Here is a 19867-nt window from a genome sequence, read left to right as displayed (position 1 = left end):
CCCGTCCACCCGCCCCGGGCCGCCGTCAGTGCTTTTGTCAGTGCCGTGGTGTGCAATGGACCCCGTGTCCGTCCTGAGCGAACCCCTCAAGAAGACCCTCGGCCCGGCGACCGCCAAAGTGCTCGGCGAGCAGCTCGGCCTGCACACGGTCGGTGACCTGCTGCACCACTACCCACGGCGGTACGAGGAGCGGGGCCAGCTCACCCACCTCTCCGACCTCCCCCTCGACGAGGAGGTGACCGTCGTCGCCCAGGTCGCCGACGCCCGGGTGCACACCTTCAACGGAGGGCGCGGCCAGCGGCTGGAGGTCACCATCACGGACGGCAGCGGCCGGCTCCAGTTGGTGTTCTTCGGCCGCGGAGTGCACAAGCCCCACAAGGAACTGCTGCCCGGCAGCCGCGCGATGTTCGCCGGCAAGGTCTCGGTGTTCAACCACCGGCTCCAGCTCGCCCACCCCTCGTACGCCAAGCTGGGCACGGCCGCCGACGGTCCGGACGGCTCCGAAGCCTCCGACGCGTCCGCGATCGAGTCCTGGGCCGGCGCGCTGATCCCGATCTACCCCGCCTGCAAGGGCATGGAGTCCTGGAAGGTCGCCAAGGCGGTGGACGCGGTGCTGCCGCGCGCCCGGGACGCGGTCGACCCGCTGCCCGACGTCCTGCGCGAGGGCCGCGGCTTCCCCTCGCTGCCGGAAGCACTGCTCAAGATCCACCGGCCGCACACCAAGGACGACGTCGAGGACGCCCGGGCCCGGCTGAAGTGGGACGAGGCGTTCGTGCTCCAGGTCGCCCTCGCCCGGCGCCGGCACGCGGACGCCCAACTGCCCGCCGTCGCCCGCCGACCCGTCGCGGGCGGGCTGCTGGACGCCTTCGACGCGAAGCTGCCGTTCACCCTCACCGACGGCCAGCGCAAGGTCACCGGCGAGATCTTCGACGACCTGGCGACCGAGCACCCCATGCACCGACTCCTCCAGGGCGAGGTCGGCTCGGGAAAGACCCTGGTCGCGCTGCGGGCCATGCTCGCGGTGGTGGACGCCGGCGGACAGGCCGCGATGCTCGCGCCCACCGAAGTGCTCGCCCAGCAGCACCACCGCTCCGTCGTCGAGATGATGGGCGAACTCGCCGAGGGCGGCATGCTGGGCGGCGCCGAGCAGGGCACCAAGGTCGTGCTGCTCACCGGCTCGATGGGGGCCGCTGCGCGCCGCGCCGCCCTGCTGGACCTGGTCACCGGCGAAGCCGGGATCGTGATCGGCACCCACGCCCTGATCGAGGACAAGGTCAAGTTCCACGACCTGGGCCTGGTCGTCGTCGACGAGCAGCACCGCTTCGGCGTCGAACAGCGCGACGCCCTGCGCTCCAAGGGCAAGCAGCCGCCGCACCTCCTGGTCATGACCGCCACCCCCATTCCCCGTACGGTCGCGATGACCGTCTTCGGCGACCTGGAGACCTCCGTACTCGACCAGCTCCCGGCCGGGCGCTCCCCGATCGCCAGCCACGTCGTGCCCGCCCGGGACAAGCCGCACTTCCTGGAGCGCGCCTGGGAGCGGATCCGCGAGGAGGTCGACAAGGGCCACCAGGCGTACGTGGTCTGCCCCCGCATCGGCGACGACGAGGACGCGACCGCGCAGAAGAAGAAGGCGGCCGAAGGGCCCCGGGGCGACGACGCGGAGAAGCGGCCCCCGCTCGCCGTGCTCGACGTCGCCGACCAGCTCTCCCGGGGCCCGCTGGCCGGACTCCGGATCGAAGTGCTGCACGGCCGGATGGCGCCGGACGACAAGGACGACGTGATGCGCCGCTTCTCCGCCGGCGAGGTCGACGTGCTCGTCGCCACCACCGTCATCGAGGTCGGAGTGAACGTCCCCAACGCCACCGCGATGGTGATCATGGACGCGGACCGGTTCGGCGTCTCCCAGCTCCACCAGCTCCGCGGCCGGGTGGGCCGCGGCTCCGCCCCCGGGCTGTGCCTGCTGGTCAGCGAGATGCCCGAGGCGAGCCCGGCCAGGGCCCGGCTCGGCGCCGTCGCCGCCACCCTCGACGGCTTCGAGCTGTCCCGCATCGACCTGGAGCAGCGCCGCGAGGGCGACGTCCTCGGCCAGGCCCAGTCCGGCGCCCGCTCCTCGCTGCGGGTGCTCGCCGTCATCGACGACGAGGAGATCATCGAGGCCGCCCGCCAAGAGGCCGTCGCGGTGGTCGAGGGCGATCCGGAGCTGGAGCGGCTGCCCGAGCTGCGCACCGCCTTGGACGCCCTTCTCGACCAGGAGCGGGAGCAATACCTCGACAAGGGCTGAGAGACTGATCGCACGGACCCGCCCCCGGGCCCGCGCCGATCGACGCACCCCGCGCTCGGCCGTTCGACCCCGAGGACTGAGATGACCCGCGTGATCGCCGGTGCCGCCGGCGGACGCCGCCTCGCCGTCCCGCCCGGCACCGGCACCCGCCCCACCTCCGACCGCGCGCGCGAAGGACTCTTCTCCACCTGGCAGTCGCTGCTCGGGACGCTGACCGGCATCCGGGTCGCCGATCTGTACGCCGGCTCCGGCGCGGTGGGTCTGGAGGCGCTGTCCCGGGGCGCCGCCCACGCCCTGCTCGTGGAGGCCGACGCCCGGGCCGCGCGCGTGGTCCGGGAGAACGTCCGGGTGCTCGGGCTGCCCGGCGCCGAAGTGCGCTCGGGCAGAGCGGAGCAAATCGTGACGGGTCCGGCGCCCGACGCCCCGTACGACGTCGTCTTCCTCGACCCCCCGTACGCCGTCACGGACGATGATCTTCGGGAGATCCTGCTCACACTCCGCACCCAGGGGTGGCTTGCTGAGGATGCGCTCGCCACCGTGGAACGCAGTACCAGAGGCGGCACCTTCGGCTGGCCACGGGGTTTCGAACCCCTGAGGTCCCGTCGCTACGGCGAGGGAACGTTTTGGTACGGTCGCGCCGCCTCCGTCAGCGACGAGGCAGCCCCATGTGAAGACGCCCCATGACCGGACCGGAGAGCGAGGGACTTCCAGTGCGCCGCGCAGTCTGTCCGGGGTCGTTCGACCCCATCACCAACGGACACCTCGACATCATCGCCCGCGCCTCCAAGCTGTACGACGTCGTCTACGTCGCGGTGATGATCAACAAGTCCAAGCAGGGACTGTTCACGGTCGACGAGCGGATGGACCTGATCCGCGAGGTCACCGCCGAGTACGAGAACGTCGTGGTGGAGTCCCACCACGGACTGTTGGTCGACTTCTGCAAGCAGCGGGACATCCCCGCCATCGTCAAGGGTCTGCGCGCCGTCAGCGACTTCGACTACGAGTTGCAGATGGCCCAGATGAACAACGGCCTGTCGGGCGTCGAGACCCTCTTCGTCCCGACCAACCCCACCTACAGCTTCCTCTCCTCCAGCCTGGTCAAGGAGGTCGCCGCCTGGGGCGGCGACGTCTCCCACCTGCTGCCGCCGGCCGTCCACGAGGCCCTGGTCAGGCGTCTCGCCGAGCGGTGAAACGCCTCGCGGCCCGCCCCGCTGGCCGTACAGTCGTGCCGTCCGTCTCGTAACAGCGCAGGAAGTGGCGAACCACGGTGGACGTGCACAAGAAGCTCGACGAGATCGTCGAGGCGGTCGGCAGCGCCCGGTCCCTGCCCATGTCGGCCTCGTGCGTGGTCAACCGCGCCGAACTGCTCGCCCTGCTGGACGAGGTGCGCCGGGCGCTGCCCGACTCCCTCGCCCGGGCCCAGGAGGTGCTGGGCGACCGCGACCGGCAGATCGCCGACGCGCACCAGGAGGCCCGGCGCATCATCGACGGCGCGCACGTCGAGCGGGGCTCGCTGATCGCCGACTCCCAGGTCGCCCGGCACTCCCAGGACGAGGCCGAACGCATCGTCGCCGGGGCCCGCCGGGAGGCGGAGGAGATCCGCGCCGAGGCCGACGAGTACGTGGACTCCAAACTCGCCAACTTCGAGGTCGTCCTCACCAAGACCATCGGCTCGGTGGACCGCGGCCGGGAGAAGCTGCTGGGCCGCGGGCCCGGCCTGGACGAGCAGGGGCTGCCGGAGGCCGACGCCCCCGAGCACTCCCCGGACCCGCAGGTGCTGATCGACCGGGCCGACGCGTACGTGGAGGCCAAGCTCGGCGCCTTCGAAGCGGTGCTCGGCAAGACGCTGGAGGCGGTGGGCCGCGGCCGGCTCAAGCTCCAGGGGCGCCCGACCGGCGACGGGCTCGGGGAGCACCTGGCGGCCCAGGGCGCGACCGGCGCACCCCGGCACGCGGCCGCCACCAGCGACGCCGACTACCTGGCCGGTCTCGCGGAACTTGCCGACCCGCTGGCCCCTTCGGAGCCCGAGCCGCAGGCGCCGGTGGCCCCGCCGTACCCGCTGCACGCCCCCGCCGTCCCGCAGCCCGCGGCGTACGCGGGCCAGGAGTCCTACCCGTACGTCGAGACCGGCGCCGGCCAGGACCCGTACGCCGGCTACGGCGGCCCCGTGGAGCCGTACGCCGAGCAGCCGCAGCCGTACGCGGCCCAGGGCCCCTACGCGTACCCCGATCCGGACCGCACGCCCCCGCAGCAGCCCGCCGCCCTGGACGAGACGAGCCTCTTCGACACCGGCATGATCGACGCGGCGCAACTGCGACGGTACGAACAGGGCCGCTGAGCCACCGGTCGTCCGGGGCCGGATTGGGCCGACGGCGCCCCGTCCAGTATCCTGGCTCTTCGGTCGCGCGTATCCTCGCGATCCCGGCTGCCCAGCACCCTCTCCGAGGGCGGTAGCCCCTCCTCCCTGACGCCCCGGCCCGGAGCGTCGGCACGACTCGAAAGCAGGAAGAGCCCTGAACGCCCGCCTCGACCACCGCAACCCCCTCGTGTTCGACACGCACGAGCTGGGCCGGCGTCCTGGTGCGCTCCAGCGGCTCACCCGCTCCGTGCCCGCGCCCAAGGACCTCGGCATCGAGGAGGTCGTCGGCGTCCCCGAGGGCGAGGCCGTCGAGCTGGACCTCCGCCTTGAGTCGGTCATGGAAGGGGTGCTCGTCACGGGCACCGCCCGTGCGTCGGCCGAGGGGGAGTGCGTAAGGTGTCTGGAGCCGCTGCGCCTCGATGTCGTCGCGGAGTTCCAGGAGATGTTCACGTACCCCGACGCCGACGACCGGAGCCGCGGCCGCGCCGCGGACGCCGGCGACGACGCCGAGGGCGAGGACATCGTCTTGCTCAAGGACGGCCTGTTCGACCTTGAGCCGGTGCTGCGTGACGCGGTGGTGCTCGCACTGCCGATGCAGCCGGTGTGCCGGGAGGACTGTGCCGGCCTCTGCACCCAGTGCGGGGTCCGGCTGGACGACGACCCGGACCACCACCACGACGCCCTCGACATCCGTTGGGCGGCACTGCAAGGACTCGCCGACACCATCAAGGACGGCGAGAAGGACAACATGGGCGGCGCCGGAGCTGGCGTCGACGAGAAGCAGGAGAAGTAGCCGTGGCTGTTCCGAAGCGGAAGATGTCGCGCAGCAACACGCGCCACCGCCGGTCGCAGTGGAAGGCTGCGGTCCCCACCCTGGTTGCGTGCGAGCGCTGCCAGGAGCCCAAGCTGCAGCACATCGCGTGCCCCAGCTGTGGCACCTACAACAAGCGCCAGGTCCTCGCGGTCTGAGCGGCTGGTGAGAGGCCCGATGTCTGAGCTGTCCAAGGCCGGCAAGTCGGCGGACAACGTCAATGCAGTCAACGCAGCCTCGTCCCACACGCTTCTGGAAGGGCGGCTCGGCTATCAGGTCGAGTCCGCCCTTCTGGTGCGTGCGCTGACCCATCGCTCGTACGCGTACGAGAACGGCGGTCTGCCCACCAACGAGCGGCTGGAGTTCCTCGGGGACTCCGTGCTCGGCCTGGTGGTCACCGACACCCTCTATCGCACCCACCCCGACCTGCCGGAAGGCCAACTGGCCAAGTTGCGGGCCGCGGTGGTGAACTCGCGTGCGCTGGCCGGTGTCGGCCGTGGTCTCGACCTCGGCTCCTTCATCCGGCTCGGCCGGGGCGAGGAAGGCACGGGCGGCAGGGACAAGGCATCCATCCTCGCCGACACCCTCGAAGCGGTGATCGGCGCGGTCTATCTCGACAAGGGGCTCGACGCGGCGTCCGAGCTGGTGCACCGGCTCTTCGACCCGCTGATCGAGAAGTCCTCGAACCTGGGCGCGGGCCTGGACTGGAAGACCAGTCTCCAGGAGCTGACCGCGGCCGAAGGGCTCGGAGTGCCGGAGTACCTGGTCACCGAGACGGGACCCGACCACGAGAAGACCTTCACTGCTGCTGCCCGCGTCGGTGGTGTCTCGTACGGCACCGGCACTGGCCGCAGCAAGAAGGAGGCGGAGCAGCAGGCCGCCGAGTCGGCCTGGCGGGAGATCCGCGCCGCCGCCGACCAGCGGGCCGCCGCCGCACGGACGGGGGCCGCCGAGCCCTCCGCCGCGGCTGCCGCACCGTCCACCGGGGAGTCGGATCAGGCCGCGCCGGCTTGAGTCCACGCGCTCCCCGCGCGCACGAGGCCATCGGGCCCCCTTCCGCCGCCGCGGGGAAGGGGGCCCGAGGTTCGTGGCCCGCGGCGAGCGGTACGCTGCGGGCGTTCCCACCCGGGGCCCGTCCTGCGGACCTGGACCCCCGGTGCGGCTGCGCATTCGTGAATCCGTGAATCCGTGAATCCTGTGAAGGAGGCCCGTGCCCGAGCTGCCCGAGGTCGAGGTCGTCCGCCGCGGACTCCAGCGATGGATCAGCGGCCGTACGATCGCCGAGGTGCGGGTGCTGCACCCGCGCGCCGTCCGACGCCATCCGGCCGGCGCCGAGGACTTCGCCGCCCGGCTGAACGGGCACAGCGTGGGCATCGTTCGCCGCCGGGGCAAGTACCTGTGGCTGCCGCTCGGCGCCACGGGCACCTCCGTCCTCGGCCACCTGGGGATGAGCGGGCAGCTGCTGGTCCAGCCCGAGGGCACGGCCGACGAGCGGCACCTGCGGGTCAGGGTCCGCTTCGACGACACCATCGGCACCGAGCTGCGCTTCGTCGACCAGCGCACCTTCGGCGGCCTCTCGCTGCACGAGAACACCCCGGACGGCATCCCCGACGTCATCGCGCACATCGCCCGCGACCCGCTCGACCCCGCCTTCGACGACGCGGCGTTCATCACCGCGCTGCGGCTGCGCCGCACCACGGTCAAGCGGGCGCTGCTGGACCAGACGCTGATCAGCGGGGTCGGCAACATTTACGCGGACGAGGCGCTGTGGCGCGCGAAGCTGCACTACGAGCGCCCGACGGCCTCGCTCACCCGCCCCCGCGCCGCCGAACTGCTCCAGCACGCGCGGGACGTGATGAACGCGGCCCTCGCGGAGGGCGGCACCAGCTTCGACAGCCTGTACGTGAACGTCAACGGCGAATCCGGCTACTTCGACCGGTCGTTGGACGCATACGGTCGCGAGGACGAGCCGTGCCGGCGGTGCGGCACCCCGATCCGGCGCCGCCCGTGGATGAACCGCTCCAGCTACTTCTGCCCGCGCTGCCAACGCCCGCCGAAGACGTGAGCCCGGCGGGCGCCCGGCGTCGTGACGCGCGGGCACCCGGCCGGGACGCAGGGGGTCAGAAACCGAAGTTCTGGGTCCACCAGGGGCCGCCGTCGCCCAGGTGCACTCCGACTCCGAGGGTCTTGTAGTCGCAGTTGAGGATGTTCGCGCGGTGTCCGTCGCTGTTCATCCAGGACTCCATCACCGCGGCGGCGTCCGCCTGGCCGCGGGCGATGTTCTCCGCGGCGAGGTTCTTCACCCCGGCCTGCTCGGCGCGGTCCCAGGGGGTGTCCCCGTCGGGGTCGGTGTGGCTGAAGAAGCCGCGCTTGGCCATGTCGCTGCTGAAGTTCCCGGCGAGCTTGGCGAGGGCGGCGTCGTACTGCACCGGGCTACAGCCCACCTTGGCGCGCTCCTGGTTCACCAGCGCCAGCACCTGCGACTCCAACTTCGTCTCGGAGGACGTCGCCGCGCGCGGCTGCGGGGTGGCGGAGTGCGCGGGGGAGGAGGACGCGGTGGACGGCGCGCTGCGCTGCGGGGCGGTCGTCTTCTTCTCCGCGGCCCCCGTCGCCCCGGCGGCCCCCGTGGACTTCTCGGGAGAACCGGGAGCGGAGGGCTTCGGCGCCTTGGCGCCCGGGGTCTCGGTGCCGGCCTTCGCGGACGGCTTGCCCGAGGGGGAGCCGCTCGGCGAGGTCGACGGCAGGTGCGGCGCGGTGGGGCCCGCGGCGGGCGGCTGGGTGGTGGGGCTGGCGCCCGAGTCGCCCTGGGTCTGCAACGTCGCCGGGCCGTCGGTGCGGATCGGCCCGCCGGGGGACTTGTCCCCGCCGACCGTCAGCACGTCACCGCCCGGCAGCAAACCGGATGCGACCGCAACGGCGCCCATGGCCACGGCGGCCGATGCACCGAGCAGGCCGGTGCGTACGGGGCGGCCCCTGCGCTTGGCCGGGCTTCGGTGACGTCCCATCTGGCTGTGCCTTCCTCGTGCCCAATTCCGACGGTCATGCGCACAGGGGCCGTCGCTCCGCCCCCTGGCCGAACTGATCGCTTACCGGTCGCCACCACGGCAAACCGATAGCGGGCTCACCCGAACGGGTGACGTCCATTGCGAGGGGACTGTACGCCATGGGTCACGGGACGGAAGTGTTTCGTGAGCAATCCGACGGCTACCGTGCAGCCATGAGTGATGCAGCACGACTCACCGCTTGGGTACGCGGTCGAGTACAGGGAGTGGGATTTCGCTGGTTCACCAGGGCAAATGCTTTGGAGATCGGGGGGCTCACCGGATTCGCCGTCAATCTCGACGACGGTCGTGTGCAGGTCGTGGCGGAAGGGTCGCGTGAGAATTGCCACCGATTGCTGGAGTGGCTGCGCTCCGGCGACACACCCGGACGTGTCGACGGAGTCACTGAGATCTGGGACACGCCGCGCGGCGGTTACGAGGGATTCGCGATCCGCTGAGCCGGGGCACCCGAACGGAGGTGCGGCGGAGTTGTCGCGGGCACCTGCCGAAAGCGGAAACGGCCTGGTGGTTGCCAAGAAAGACGTCTCGTGCCAGGCTGCGGCCGTAAGGATGATCTCCACGCCCCCGGGGCCCGGAGTAGAGGCCCCGCCGCGGCGTCCGCGGCCGTGCGCCGCCCGGCTCGCCCCCTCCTGCGGGGTGTGATCGTGTTGACCGTCAAACTTTTTGGTGAGACTCTGGAAGCCCCGCGCACCTTAGCTGTTTGGCAGTAGTAATCGCAGTTTCAGCAGAAGCACAACAGCACTGTCGAGCACCGCGGGTGCGAATCCCTCACGACCCACACCGCATCGGTCGGTCACTCAGTGTGGAGGACCATCCATCATGGCAAAGGCGCTTCTCGGTTACGTCGGCGGTACCGACCCGCGACTCCTCGCCGAGATGCGACGGCTCCAGCAGCGCGTCCAGGATCTCGAATCCGAGCTCGTACGGATCCAGTCCGAGAACGACGCGCTGAACGCTGCCGTCGCCCAGCACCCCCGAGAGTCGCTGCTGGACGGCATCGACATCGACGTACCCCAGGCGGAGCCCGCGCTCACCTGAGCACGGATCTGTCAGAGATCCATCGCACCAAGATATGCAAGGGACGCCTCGGCGTCCCTTCTTTCTTTACTGCTCCGCCCCCCATACCCGGAGGGCATGGCGGGCGGCCTTCACTCGAACCACTCGAATGCGCGATCTCACCCCTCATGACAGATGTGCCCTGCACCTTGAACGGTGAAACCGCACATGTCCACCGGCCGTCGTGAGGGTGTCGAGCGACCCGAAAGGTAGAGTCCGGCTGCGTGCACCTCAAGGCCCTGACCCTCCGCGGGTTCAAATCCTTCGCCTCCGCCACCACCCTGCGGTTCGAACCGGGCATCACCTGTGTGGTGGGCCCCAACGGCTCCGGCAAGTCCAACGTGGTGGACGCGCTGTCCTGGGTGATGGGCGAGCAAGGGGCCAAGTCGCTGCGCGGCGGGAAGATGGAGGACGTCATCTTCGCCGGCACCACCGGCCGGCCGCCGCTCGGCCGCGCAGAGGTGTCCCTGACCATCGACAACTCCGACGGCGCGCTCCCCATCGACTACGCCGAGGTCACCATCACGCGGATCATGTTCCGCAACGGCGGCAGCGAGTACCAGCTCAACGGTGACACCTGCCGGCTCCTCGACATCCAAGAGCTGCTCTCCGACTCCGGCATCGGCCGGGAGATGCACGTCATCGTGGGGCAGGGCCAACTCGACTCCGTCCTGCACGCCGACCCGATGGGGCGCCGCGCCTTCATCGAGGAGGCCGCCGGCGTCCTCAAGCACCGCAAGCGCAAGGAGAAGGCGCTGCGGAAGCTGGACGCGATGCAGGCCAACCTCGCCCGGGTGCAGGACCTCACCGACGAACTGCGCCGCCAGCTCAAGCCGCTGGGCCGACAGGCGGCCGTCGCCCGCCGCGCCGCCGTCATCCAGGCCGATCTGCGCGACGCCCGGCTGCGGCTGCTCGCCGACGACCTCGTACGGCTCCAGGAAGCGTTGCGCACCGAGATCGCCGACGAAGCCGCCCTGAAGGAGCGCAAGGACGGCGCCGAACGGGAACTGAAAGCCGCCCTCGCCCGGGAGGCCGAGTTGGAGGACGAGGTGCGGCGGCTCGCACCGCGCCTGGAGCGGGCCCAGCAGACCTGGTACGAACTCTCCCGGCTCGCCGAGCGGGTCCGCGGCACGATCTCGCTGGCCGACGCCCGCGTGAAGAGCGCCACCGACCGGCCCGCCGAGGAGCGCCGGGGACGCGACCCCGAGGACATGGAGCGCGAGGCGGCCCGCATCCGCGAGCAGGAGGCGGAGCTGGCGGCCGCGCTGGAGGCGGCCGAGCGCGCCCTGGAGGACACCGTCGCCCACCGCGCCGAACTGGAGCGCCAGCTCATCGCCGAGGAGCGCCGCCTCAAGGACGTCGCCCGGGCGATCGCCGACCGCCGCGAAGGGCTGGCCAGGCTCGGGGGCCAGGTCACCGCGGCCCGCGGCCGGGCCGCTTCCGCCCAGGCCGAGATCGAACGGCTGACCTCAGCGCGGGACGAGGCCAAGGAGCGCGCCGTCGCCGCCCAGGAGGAGTACGAACTGCTCCAGGCCGAGGTCGACGGCTTGGACGCGGACGACACCGAACTCGGCGAACGCCACGACGCCGCCCGCCGTGAACTCGCCGACGCGGAGAGCGCCCTGACCGCCGCCCGCGACGCCCTCACCGCGGCCGAACGGGATCGGGCCGCCGTCTCCGCCCGGCGCGACGCCCTCGCGCTGGGCCTGCGCCGCAAGGACGGCACCGGTGCGCTGCTGGCCGCGAAGGAACGGCTCGGCGGGCTGCTCGGCCCGGCGTCCGAGCTGCTGACCGTCACCCCCGGCTACGAAGTCCCCGTCGCTGCCGCACTGGGCGCAGCGGCGGACGCCGTCGCCGTCGCGAACACCGCCACCGCGGCCGAGGCCCTGCGGCTGCTGCGCAAGTCCGAAGCGGGACGCGCGTCGATACTGCTCGGCGGTGCCCCCGAGGACACACCGCAGGCAGGGGGCGACCCGGACCGGGGCGGCACCGCCCGCCATCCGCGCGTCGTCGACCTGGTCCGCGGACCGGACGAACTGATGCCCGCCGTGCGCCGTCTGGTGGGCGACACGGTGGTGGTCGGAACGCTGGAGGAAGCGCAGGACCTGGTCCACGCCCGGCCCTGGCTGACCGCGGTGACCGCCGACGGCGATCTGCTCGGGGCGCACTTCGCCCAGGGCGGCTCGGCCGGTGCGCCCAGCCTGTTGGAGGTGCAGGCGTCCGTCGACGAGGCGGCGGCCGAACTGACCGCGCTGGACGGACGCTGCGCGGAACTGTCCGCGGCCCAACACCGGGCGGCGGAGCGCCGGGCCGAGTGCGCCGCGCTCGTCGAGGACCTGGGGGAGCGGCGCCGCGCCGCCGACCGGGAGAAGTCCGCCGTCTCCGGTCGGCTCGGCCGGCTCTCCGGGCAGGCGCGCGCCGCCGCGGGGGAGGCCGAGCGCACGGACGCCGCCGTCGCCCGCGCCCAGGAAGCTTGGGAGCGCGCCCGCGAGGAGGCCGAAGAGCTGGCCGAACGGCTGGTCGCGGCCCAGGAGAGCGCCCCGCAGGGGCCGGAGGCGGACGAACCCGACACCCATGTGCGCGACCGGCTCGCCGCCGACGGCGCCAACGCCAGGCAGACCGAGATGGAGGCCCGTCTCCAGGTCCGTACCCACGAGGAGCGGGTGAAGGCCCTCGCCGGCCGGGCCGACTCCCTCGACCGGGGAGCGCGCGCCGAACGCGAGGCGCGGGCCCGGGCCGAACGCCGCCGGGCCCGACTGCGGCACGAAGCCGAGGTCGCCGCCGCGGTGGCGACCGGCGCCCGCACGCTGTTGGCCCACGTGGAGGTGTCGCTCGTACGGGCCGAGGCCGAGCGCACCGCCGCCGAAGCCGCGAAGGCGGAACGGGAACGGGAACTCGGCGCGGCCCGCACCCGGGGCCGCGACCTCAAGTCGGAACTCGACAAGCTCACCGACTCCGTCCACCGCGGCGAGGTGCTCGGCGCCGAGAAGCGGCTGCGGATCGAACAGTTGGAGACCCGGGCCCTGGAGGAGCTGGGGGTGGAGCCGGCGGGGCTGGTCGCCGAGTACGGCCCCGACCAGCCCGTACCCCCTTCGCCGCCGGCCGAGGGCGAGGAACTGCCCGAAGACCCCGCCCACCCCCGCAACCAGCCGACGCGTTTCGTCCGGGCCGAACAGGAAAAGCGCCTGAAAGCGGCCGAACGGGCGTATCAGCAACTCGGAAAGGTGAATCCGCTCGCCCTGGAGGAGTTCGCGGCCCTGGAGGAACGCCACAAGTTCCTCTCCGAACAGCTGGAGGACCTGAAGAAGACCAGGGCCGACCTGCTGAGGGTGGTGAAGGAGGTGGACGAACGCGTAGAACAGGTTTTCACGGAGGCGTACCGCGACACGGCCCGTGAGTTCGAAGGGGTCTTCTCCCGGCTCTTCCCGGGCGGAGAGGGGCGCTTGATCCTCACCGACCCCGACAACATGCTCACCACGGGCGTGGACGTGGAGGCCCGCCCCCCGGGCAAGAAGGTCAAGCGGCTCTCCCTGCTCTCCGGCGGCGAACGCTCGCTGACCGCGGTGGCGATGCTGGTGTCCATCTTCAAGGCGCGCCCCAGCCCCTTCTACGTGATGGACGAGGTCGAGGCGGCGCTCGACGACACCAACCTCCAGCGGCTGATCAGGATCATGCAGGAGCTCCAGGAGTCCTCGCAGCTGATCGTGATCACCCACCAGAAGCGCACGATGGAGGTCGCCGACGCGCTGTACGGCGTCTCCATGCAGGGCGACGGGGTCTCCAAGGTCATCAGCCAGCGGCTGCGCTGACCGGGGCCGCCGACGGCAGCCGGCCGGGGCGCGGACACCTCTTGATCGGTGACGGGTGCGCCATCTCGTAGGCAGCAACCCAAGTGGTGGGCCGCGGCGAGGTGTGCGCCACTTGAAACACTTCTCCGGAAGGGGCCGCACTCCTCCGGAGCCGGCCCCAGGAGACGACGTGACCAGCAGCGCGCAGCCACCGCCCCCCTCCGGGGCCCCGCCGGCCCACGCCCATGCCGAACACCTCGGGCACGTCGTCTTCATCACCGCGTCCGCGGCGATGGGCGGCTTCCTCTTCGGCTACGACAGCTCCGTCATCAACGGCGCCGTCGAGGCGATCCGCGATCGATACGCCATCGGCTCGGCCGAACTCGCCCAGGTCATCGCGATCGCGCTGATCGGCTGTGCCATCGGCGCCGCCACCGCGGGCCGCATCGCCGACCGCATCGGCCGGATCGCCTGCATGCGGATCGCCTCCGTCCTGTTCGCCGCCAGCGCCGTCGGCTCCGCCCTGCCCTTCGCGCTGTGGGACCTCGCGATGTGGCGCATCATCGGCGGCTTCGCCATCGGCATGGCCTCGGTGATCGGTCCTGCGTACATCGCGGAGGTCTCGCCGCCGGCCTACCGCGGGCGGCTGGCCTCCTTCCAGCAGGCGGCCATCGTGATCGGCATCGCCATCTCCCAGTTGGTGAACTTCGGCATCCTGCAACTCGCCGACGGCGAGCAGCGCGGGAAGATCGGCGGCCTGGAGGCGTGGCAGTGGATGCTGGGCGTGATGGTCATCCCGGCGCTGCTGTACGGCCTGCTCTCCTTCGCCATCCCCGAGTCGCCCCGCTACTTGCTGTCGGTGGGCAAGGTCGAGCGGGCGCGGAAGGTCCTCACCGAGGTCGAGGGCGAGCACGTCGACCTCGACGCCCGGGTGACCGAGATCGAACACGCGATGCGCCGGGAGCACAAGTCGACGTTCAGGGACTTGCTGGGCGGGCGCTTCGGCTTCCTGACCATCGTCTGGGTCGGCATCGGGCTGTCGGTCTTCCAACAGCTCGTCGGCATCAACGTGGCCTTCTACTACTCCACGACGCTGTGGCAGTCCGTCGGCATCGACCCGACCGGCTCCTTCTTCTACTCCTTCACCACCTCGATCGTGAACATCATCGGCACCGTGATCGCGATGGTCTTCGTCGACCGCATCGGTCGCAAGCCGCTCGCCCTCATCGGCTCCATCGGGATGGCGGTCGCCCTGGCCCTGGAGGCGTGGGCGTTCTCCGCGCCGCTGGTGAACGGCAAGCTGCCGAGCGTGGAGGGCACGGTGGCGCTGGTCGCCGCGCACGTCTTCGTGCTCTTCTTCGCCCTGTCCTGGGGCGTGGTGGTGTGGGTCCTCCTCGGCGAGATGTTCCCCAACAAGATCCGCGCGGCGGGGCTCGGCGTCGCGGCCTCCGCGCAGTGGCTCGCCAACTGGGCGATCACCGCGAGCTTCCCCAGCCTCTCGGAGTGGAACCTCTCGGCCACGTACATCATCTACGCCTGCTTCGCGGTGCTCTCCATCCCCTTCGTGGTCTTCTGCGTGAAGGAGACCAAGGGCAAACCGCTGGAGGAGATGGGCTGACCGCGCGCGGGGCCGCCGGGGCCGGTGGCCGTCGGCGTTGGTCGGTTGCCGTCGTCGGCGGTCAGTCGCGCTGGGGGAGCACCTTCTCGCACAGCAGCCGCAGTGAGCGCCAGCCCTCCTCCGGCGGCATGCCGCCGCACAGCGGGTGCAGGACGAGCACGTCGAGATCCAGCGCGGCGCACTCCTCGGGCGTCACCACCCGGTACACCCCCTCGGCGCGCAACTCCGCCGCCGTCGACGCGCGGGCGTGCACCGCGGAGCGGATATCCGCGCTCTGCCAGGAAGAGTACGTGCGCGCCTCGTGCAGGAAGTGCTCGCCGTACTGCGCCCAGGTACGGTCCGGGTCCTCCGACACGTGCAGCAGCGGGGTCTGGGGACCGGGCATCATCGTCCAGCCCTCGGTGCCGTGCCGGGCGCACTCCTCGGCGTAGTACGCGGCGAGTTCGGGCAGGTGGGCGCTGGGGTAGAAGGGCAGTCCCAGCCGAGCCGCCCGACGCGCCGCCGCCCGCGACGAGCCGCCGACGAACAGCGGCGGATGGGGCCGGCTGTACGGGCGGGGCGTCACCCGCACGGTCCGCCCCCGGTAGCGGAACGGCTCACCGGTCCACGCCGCCAGCAGCGTTTCCAACAGCTCGTCCTGGAGCCGCCCGCGCCCGTCCCAGTCCACGCCGAGCTGCTCGTACTCCGCACGGCGGTAGCCGATGCCGGCGACGGTGATCAGCCGCCCCCGGCCGACGAGGTCCAGCACGGCGATGTCCTCGGCCAGCCGCAACGGGTCGTACAGCGGTCCCAGCAGCGCGGAGACGGTCACCGCGATCCGCCGCGTCGCCCCGAGGGCCGCCCCGGCGAACGCGAGCGGCGACGGCATCCAGTTGTTCTCCGCGCCGTGGTGCTCCTCCGTCTGGACCGAGTCGACGCCGTGCTCATCGGCATAGACGGCCATGTCCACCGCCGCACGGTAACGGTCGGCGAGTTCGTCGGGCGTCGCCCCGGGAGCGACGAGATTGAAGCGGACCGTGGTGACGGCCATGGGAACGACTCCTCCGGCTGGGCGGGCGCCCGTACGGTAACTGACGCAGCGTCAGATGGGAATGGGGTGCCGTCCTTCAGCGGATCCGATGGACGGCTCTCCGGTCCCCTCCACTCTCGCAAGACCCTCGTATGACGACGCCCGACTAGAACTCGTCCGTCGTGTGCGGCAGCAGCGCCGTGCGCGACGCCGCGCCCAGCCGATCGGCTGCACCCGGGGTGTGCTCCGTGACCAATCCGGCCCTGACCAGCTCGGCCGGATCGTGACCGCCCAGATAGCACGCGGCCAGCTCCCGTACGTCCAACGTCAGGTCGGGCGCCTCCTCGGTGCGCACCACCCGTGCCGTGAGCCCCGCCCCTTCGGCCTGCTCCGATCCCGGCTCGACGGTCAGCCGGTACCGCCCCGCGTTCGCCTCGACGCCCGCGTCGGTCACCTCCAGCACCACGTCCACCGGCGCGGACCAGGTGCGCCCGGTCAGCGCGCCCGCCACGTCCACCAGCCGAAGCCACAGCGCCGGGAACTCCTGGCTCACCCGCACCTGGTCACGGTCGCCGGCGAAGCGCAGCAGCGGGTCGTCCAGCGGCCGCCCCCACGCCTTGACCCGGTCCACCAGGTCGACCGAGGCCACGTACCGCCACAGCGCCGCCGCGACCGCCGGCGACTGCGCCTCCAACTCCCGGACGTGCAGCGTCCCGCGTCCCTCGTCGTCGCTCTGGGTGCGGTAGAAGACGTAGCCGGCGGGCGGGGCGCCCGGGTCCCCGATCGTCACGACCCGCGGTGCGCTCAGGTCGTCGTCGTCCTCGTCGTCCCCGCGCAGGACGTGGGTGCGCCACCAGAAGTCGTCACGGGAGACCCGGCCCGCACGCTCCTCCCGCGCCCCGCGGTGCAGCGCCCCGATCACCTCGGGCGCCTCGTCCGGGTCCACCAGCCGCAGGGGGCGCTCGTCCGGTGCGATGCGCAGGTCCAACGGATGGTCGGCGTCGATCACGAGGCTGTACGACCGCGTCGCCGGGTCGAAGCCGAAGCGGCCGTAGATCCCGGCCTCCGACACCCACAGGGCCGCGAGCGGCTGCCCGGCGGCGGCGCACCGGCGCCACAGCTCGGCGATCATCCCGCTGAGCACCCCGCGGCGGCGGTGCGTCGGCGCCACCGAGACGAACGTCACGCCGGCGCACGCCAGCTCCCCGCCCGGCACGGACAACTGCATCCGGTGCGCCGCCAGCAGCCCGACGAGCTGGTCCCCTTCGTACCCGCCGATCAGATCGCAGTGCTCCAGGATCTCCCGGTGCGTCTTGCGCAGTTCTCCGTCGGCGTCCTTCTCCAGGAAGGCGAGGTAGTGCAGATCCAGGGCGCGGTCCAGGTGCGCATCCGGAATGGTCCGAAACTCCAAGACGGTCATGACCGGGACGCTAACCCGGCCCCGTCGGGCCCGTCATCCAGGTTTCCCGCAGTCCCGGCGGGGCGTGGCCGACCGGTCCGGGGCGGACGTGACCGATACTGGACCCGTTATGGAAATCCTGATCCTTGCCGTAGTCATCGCACTGGTCGCGGTCGCGGCGGTCAGCGGGCTCGTGGTCAGTGGCCGCAAGAAGAAGAAGCTGCCGCCGACCGCTCCGCCGACCGCCCCGACCATCACCGCTCCGCCCGCCGAGCCGCACGTCGGCGACGAGGCCGAGACCCCGCGGGACGAGCCGCGCCGCACCATCGAGGAGGTCGACCTCCCGACCGCGGACACGTCCGCCGGTACGGAGGTCGTCACCGAGGCGCCCGTCGAAGCCGCACCCGAGATCGAGATCCCGGAGCCCACCGCCGGCCGCCTCGTCCGGCTGCGGGCCCGGCTCGCCCGTTCACAGAACACGCTCGGCAAGGGGCTGCTCACCCTGCTGTCCCGTGAGCACCTCGACGAGGACACCTGGGAGGAGATCGAGGAGACCCTGCTCACCGCCGACGTCGGCGTCGCGCCCACCCAGGAGCTGGTGGAGCGGCTGCGCGAGCGCGTGAAGGTCCTGGGCACCCGGACCCCCGAAGAACTGCGCAACCTGCTCCGCGAGGAGTTGCTGACGCTCCTCGGCACCGACTTCGACCGCGAGGTCAAGACCGAGAGCGGCACGGACACCCCCGGCGTCGTGATGGTCGTCGGCGTCAACGGCACCGGCAAGACCACCACCACCGGCAAGCTCGCCCGCGTCCTCGTGGCGGACGGCCGCTCGGTCGTCCTCGGCGCCGCGGACACCTTCCGCGCCGCCGCCGCCGACCAGCTCCAGACCTGGGGCGAGCGGGTCGGCGCCCGTACCGTACGCGGCCCGGAGGGCGGCGACCCGGCGTCCATCGCCTTCGACGCCGTCAAGGAGGGCATCGCCGAGGGCGCCGACGTGGTGCTCATCGACACCGCGGGGCGACTGCACACCAAGACCGGCCTCATGGACGAACTCGGCAAGGTCAAGCGCGTCGTCGAGAAGCACGGCCCGCTGGACGAGGTGCTGCTGGTCCTCGACGCCACCACCGGTCAGAACGGGCTGGTCCAGGCGCGCGTCTTCGCGGAGGTCGTCGACATCACCGGCATCGTGCTGACCAAGCTGGACGGCACCGCCAAGGGCGGCATCGTCATCGCCGTACAGCGCGAGCTGGGCGTACCGGTGAAGCTCGTCGGGCTGGGCGAGGGGGCGGACGACCTCGCGCCCTTCGAGCCGGAGGCGTTCGTCGACGCGCTCATCGGCGACTGAGCGCACGGCCGAAACGCATCGCAACACAGGACAGCGCACCACATCGAACGACACACTGTGGAGTTGTGAAGAGGGGCCCGGCGCGCGGGGGGTGACGCGCCGGGCCCCTTTCGGCCGCTCGGACCCGTATCCGGACCCTGCGTCACGATCGAGCATGCCCCACGAACGGCTGGGCGACGGACCGATGGCAGATGTACGCCAAAGTTCCGAGCAGGAGCCGCGCTTCGGGCGGTGCCGCCGCGGTGTCCAGCGAAGGCGGTCGCAGCCAACTGGCCGGCCCGAGCCCCGCGTGGTCCGACGGCGGGGCGGTGATGTGGTCGCCGGGGCCCAGGCAGTGCAGGTCGAGGTCCGCGTCGTCCCAGCCCATCCGGTACAGGAGCTCCGGCAGCGCCGCCGCGGCCCCCGGGGCGACGAAGAACTGACAGCGTCCGTCCGGAGTCGCCGAGACCGGGCCGAGCGGGAGCCCCATCCGCTCCATCCGCACCAGTGCGCGACGGCCGGCCGGGGCGGCCACGTCGAGGACGTCGAAGGCGCGCCCCACCGGTAACAGCAGTGCAGCGCCGGGTAGTTGCGACCACACCCCGGTGACCTCGTCCAACGTCGCGCCCGCGAGGATCTCGGGGGCGAAGGGCAGCGGATGCGCCCCGGGCGCCGTGCACGTCGCGTCGCCGCAGGAGCACGAGCCGGACGCCGCCCGTGCTCCGGGCACCACCGCCCAGCCCCACAGGCCCGTGTACTCGGCCGCCGCCGTCACTGTGCACTCCGCCGTCCTGCTGCGGCGCCGAGAGCCGGACCGGACGGACCGGATGTCCCGGATCCCCCGGCTGCCGCCGATCGTGAAGCCCATGCCCCCTCCAACGGGTCGCATTCGCCGGTGGTTACGACCCGAAGTCTCCTCGTGACGCAGCGTCGCAGCCGGTGATGGTCCGGGGGCTTACCGAGGCGCGAGGGGGAGTGTGGGTGGCGGCGCACGCCTTTGTGCGCACCGTTCCGCCGTCTCCTGATCGTCGTGTGTCAAGTGAATCGCGCCTGGCGACGGGGGAGTTCATTCAAAGGGGTGGCGAATGGTGGCGTTTCTGGATTCCGGCTCGCGCGGCCGTGATCGTAGGATTACTTTCGGTGTGCGGACCCTGGAG

Annotated in this window: 17 protein-coding genes; 13 read left to right on the top strand and 4 right to left on the bottom strand. The window is 71.9% G+C overall.

What is annotated here, in order from left to right; genetic code table 11:
- Nucleotides 1–55: 55 nt before the first annotated feature.
- The 8 genes from recG to mutM all read left to right on the top strand — a co-directional run bounded on the left by recG (nucleotide 56) and on the right by mutM (nucleotide 7519).
- Nucleotides 56–2284: an ATP-dependent DNA helicase RecG gene (gene recG, locus ACH4E8_RS00645; RefSeq protein WP_398442953.1), complete on the top strand. Its 2229-nt coding sequence runs from the start codon at nucleotides 56–58 to the stop codon at nucleotides 2282–2284.
- A gap of 81 nt (nucleotides 2285–2365) precedes the next feature.
- Complete coding sequence (gene rsmD / locus ACH4E8_RS00640; protein WP_398442951.1) at nucleotides 2366–2968, top strand: 16S rRNA (guanine(966)-N(2))-methyltransferase RsmD; 603 nt, start codon at nucleotides 2366–2368, stop codon at nucleotides 2966–2968.
- 26 nt (nucleotides 2969–2994) lie between these two features.
- Nucleotides 2995–3474 carry a pantetheine-phosphate adenylyltransferase gene (gene coaD / locus ACH4E8_RS00635; RefSeq protein WP_398442949.1) on the top strand — a complete coding sequence of 160 codons (480 nt, stop codon included), beginning with the start codon at nucleotides 2995–2997 and terminating at the stop codon, nucleotides 3472–3474.
- A 77-nt stretch (nucleotides 3475–3551) separates the two neighbouring features.
- On the top strand, nucleotides 3552–4622 hold the full coding sequence (locus ACH4E8_RS00630; RefSeq protein WP_398442947.1) for a cell division initiation protein: 1071 nt from the start codon (nucleotides 3552–3554) through the stop codon (nucleotides 4620–4622).
- 208 nt (nucleotides 4623–4830) lie between these two features.
- Nucleotides 4831–5436 carry a YceD family protein gene (locus ACH4E8_RS00625; protein WP_398442945.1) on the top strand — a complete coding sequence of 202 codons (606 nt, stop codon included), beginning with the start codon at nucleotides 4831–4833 and terminating at the stop codon, nucleotides 5434–5436.
- Between the two features lie 2 nt (nucleotides 5437–5438).
- On the top strand, nucleotides 5439–5612 hold the full coding sequence (gene rpmF, locus ACH4E8_RS00620) for a 50S ribosomal protein L32 (RefSeq protein WP_361538710.1): 174 nt from the start codon (nucleotides 5439–5441) through the stop codon (nucleotides 5610–5612).
- 19 nt (nucleotides 5613–5631) lie between these two features.
- Nucleotides 5632–6468: a ribonuclease III gene (gene rnc, locus ACH4E8_RS00615; protein ID WP_398442943.1), complete on the top strand. Its 837-nt coding sequence runs from the start codon at nucleotides 5632–5634 to the stop codon at nucleotides 6466–6468.
- Between the two features lie 196 nt (nucleotides 6469–6664).
- Nucleotides 6665–7519, top strand: coding sequence for a bifunctional DNA-formamidopyrimidine glycosylase/DNA-(apurinic or apyrimidinic site) lyase (gene mutM / locus ACH4E8_RS00610; RefSeq protein ID WP_398442941.1), 855 nt, complete (start codon nucleotides 6665–6667; stop codon nucleotides 7517–7519).
- Between the two features lie 55 nt (nucleotides 7520–7574).
- On the opposite strand, the gene ACH4E8_RS00605 is transcribed toward mutM, so the two are convergent.
- Nucleotides 7575–8459 (bottom strand): CAP domain-containing protein, encoded by an 885-nt coding sequence (locus ACH4E8_RS00605; RefSeq protein WP_398442939.1) that lies wholly within the window; start codon nucleotides 8457–8459, stop codon nucleotides 7575–7577.
- 212 nt (nucleotides 8460–8671) lie between these two features.
- Here ACH4E8_RS00605 and ACH4E8_RS00600 point away from each other — a divergent pair, with 212 nt between their 5' ends.
- The 4 genes from ACH4E8_RS00600 to ACH4E8_RS00585 all read left to right on the top strand — a co-directional run bounded on the left by ACH4E8_RS00600 (nucleotide 8672) and on the right by ACH4E8_RS00585 (nucleotide 14978).
- Complete coding sequence (locus ACH4E8_RS00600; protein ID WP_398442937.1) at nucleotides 8672–8953, top strand: acylphosphatase; 282 nt, start codon at nucleotides 8672–8674, stop codon at nucleotides 8951–8953.
- A gap of 382 nt (nucleotides 8954–9335) precedes the next feature.
- Nucleotides 9336–9554, top strand: a complete 219-nt coding sequence (locus ACH4E8_RS00595) for a hypothetical protein (RefSeq protein ID WP_361538719.1) — start codon at nucleotides 9336–9338, stop codon at nucleotides 9552–9554.
- A 242-nt stretch (nucleotides 9555–9796) separates the two neighbouring features.
- Entirely contained in the window at nucleotides 9797–13381 is a 3585-nt protein-coding gene (gene smc / locus ACH4E8_RS00590; protein ID WP_398442935.1) for a chromosome segregation protein SMC, read from the top strand.
- A gap of 169 nt (nucleotides 13382–13550) precedes the next feature.
- Complete coding sequence (locus ACH4E8_RS00585; protein WP_398442933.1) at nucleotides 13551–14978, top strand: sugar porter family MFS transporter; 1428 nt, start codon at nucleotides 13551–13553, stop codon at nucleotides 14976–14978.
- Between the two features lie 61 nt (nucleotides 14979–15039).
- On the opposite strand, the gene ACH4E8_RS00580 is transcribed toward ACH4E8_RS00585, so the two are convergent.
- Both ACH4E8_RS00580 and ACH4E8_RS00575 read right to left on the bottom strand, forming a co-directional pair.
- Nucleotides 15040–16008: an LLM class flavin-dependent oxidoreductase gene (locus ACH4E8_RS00580; protein WP_398442931.1), complete on the bottom strand. Its 969-nt coding sequence runs from the start codon at nucleotides 16006–16008 to the stop codon at nucleotides 15040–15042.
- A 145-nt stretch (nucleotides 16009–16153) separates the two neighbouring features.
- A complete protein-coding gene (locus ACH4E8_RS00575) occupies nucleotides 16154–17407 on the bottom strand; it encodes a GNAT family N-acetyltransferase (RefSeq protein WP_398442929.1) in 1254 nt (417 codons plus the stop codon).
- A gap of 109 nt (nucleotides 17408–17516) precedes the next feature.
- Here ACH4E8_RS00575 and ftsY point away from each other — a divergent pair, with 109 nt between their 5' ends.
- Nucleotides 17517–18731 carry a signal recognition particle-docking protein FtsY gene (gene ftsY, locus ACH4E8_RS00570; RefSeq protein WP_398442927.1) on the top strand — a complete coding sequence of 405 codons (1215 nt, stop codon included), beginning with the start codon at nucleotides 17517–17519 and terminating at the stop codon, nucleotides 18729–18731.
- Between the two features lie 142 nt (nucleotides 18732–18873).
- Here ftsY and ACH4E8_RS00565 read toward each other — a convergent pair whose 3' ends face one another.
- Complete coding sequence (locus ACH4E8_RS00565; RefSeq protein ID WP_398442925.1) at nucleotides 18874–19578, bottom strand: bifunctional DNA primase/polymerase; 705 nt, start codon at nucleotides 19576–19578, stop codon at nucleotides 18874–18876.
- Nucleotides 19579–19867: the final 289 nt, after the last annotated feature.

It is taken from the genome of Streptomyces sp. NPDC017979 (assembly GCF_044328175.1).
Taxonomy (GTDB): Bacteria; Actinomycetota; Actinomycetes; order Streptomycetales; family Streptomycetaceae; genus Streptomyces.
The sequence above is the reverse complement of the archived record's forward strand: the minus strand, read 5'-3'. Positions and strand labels throughout refer to the sequence as shown.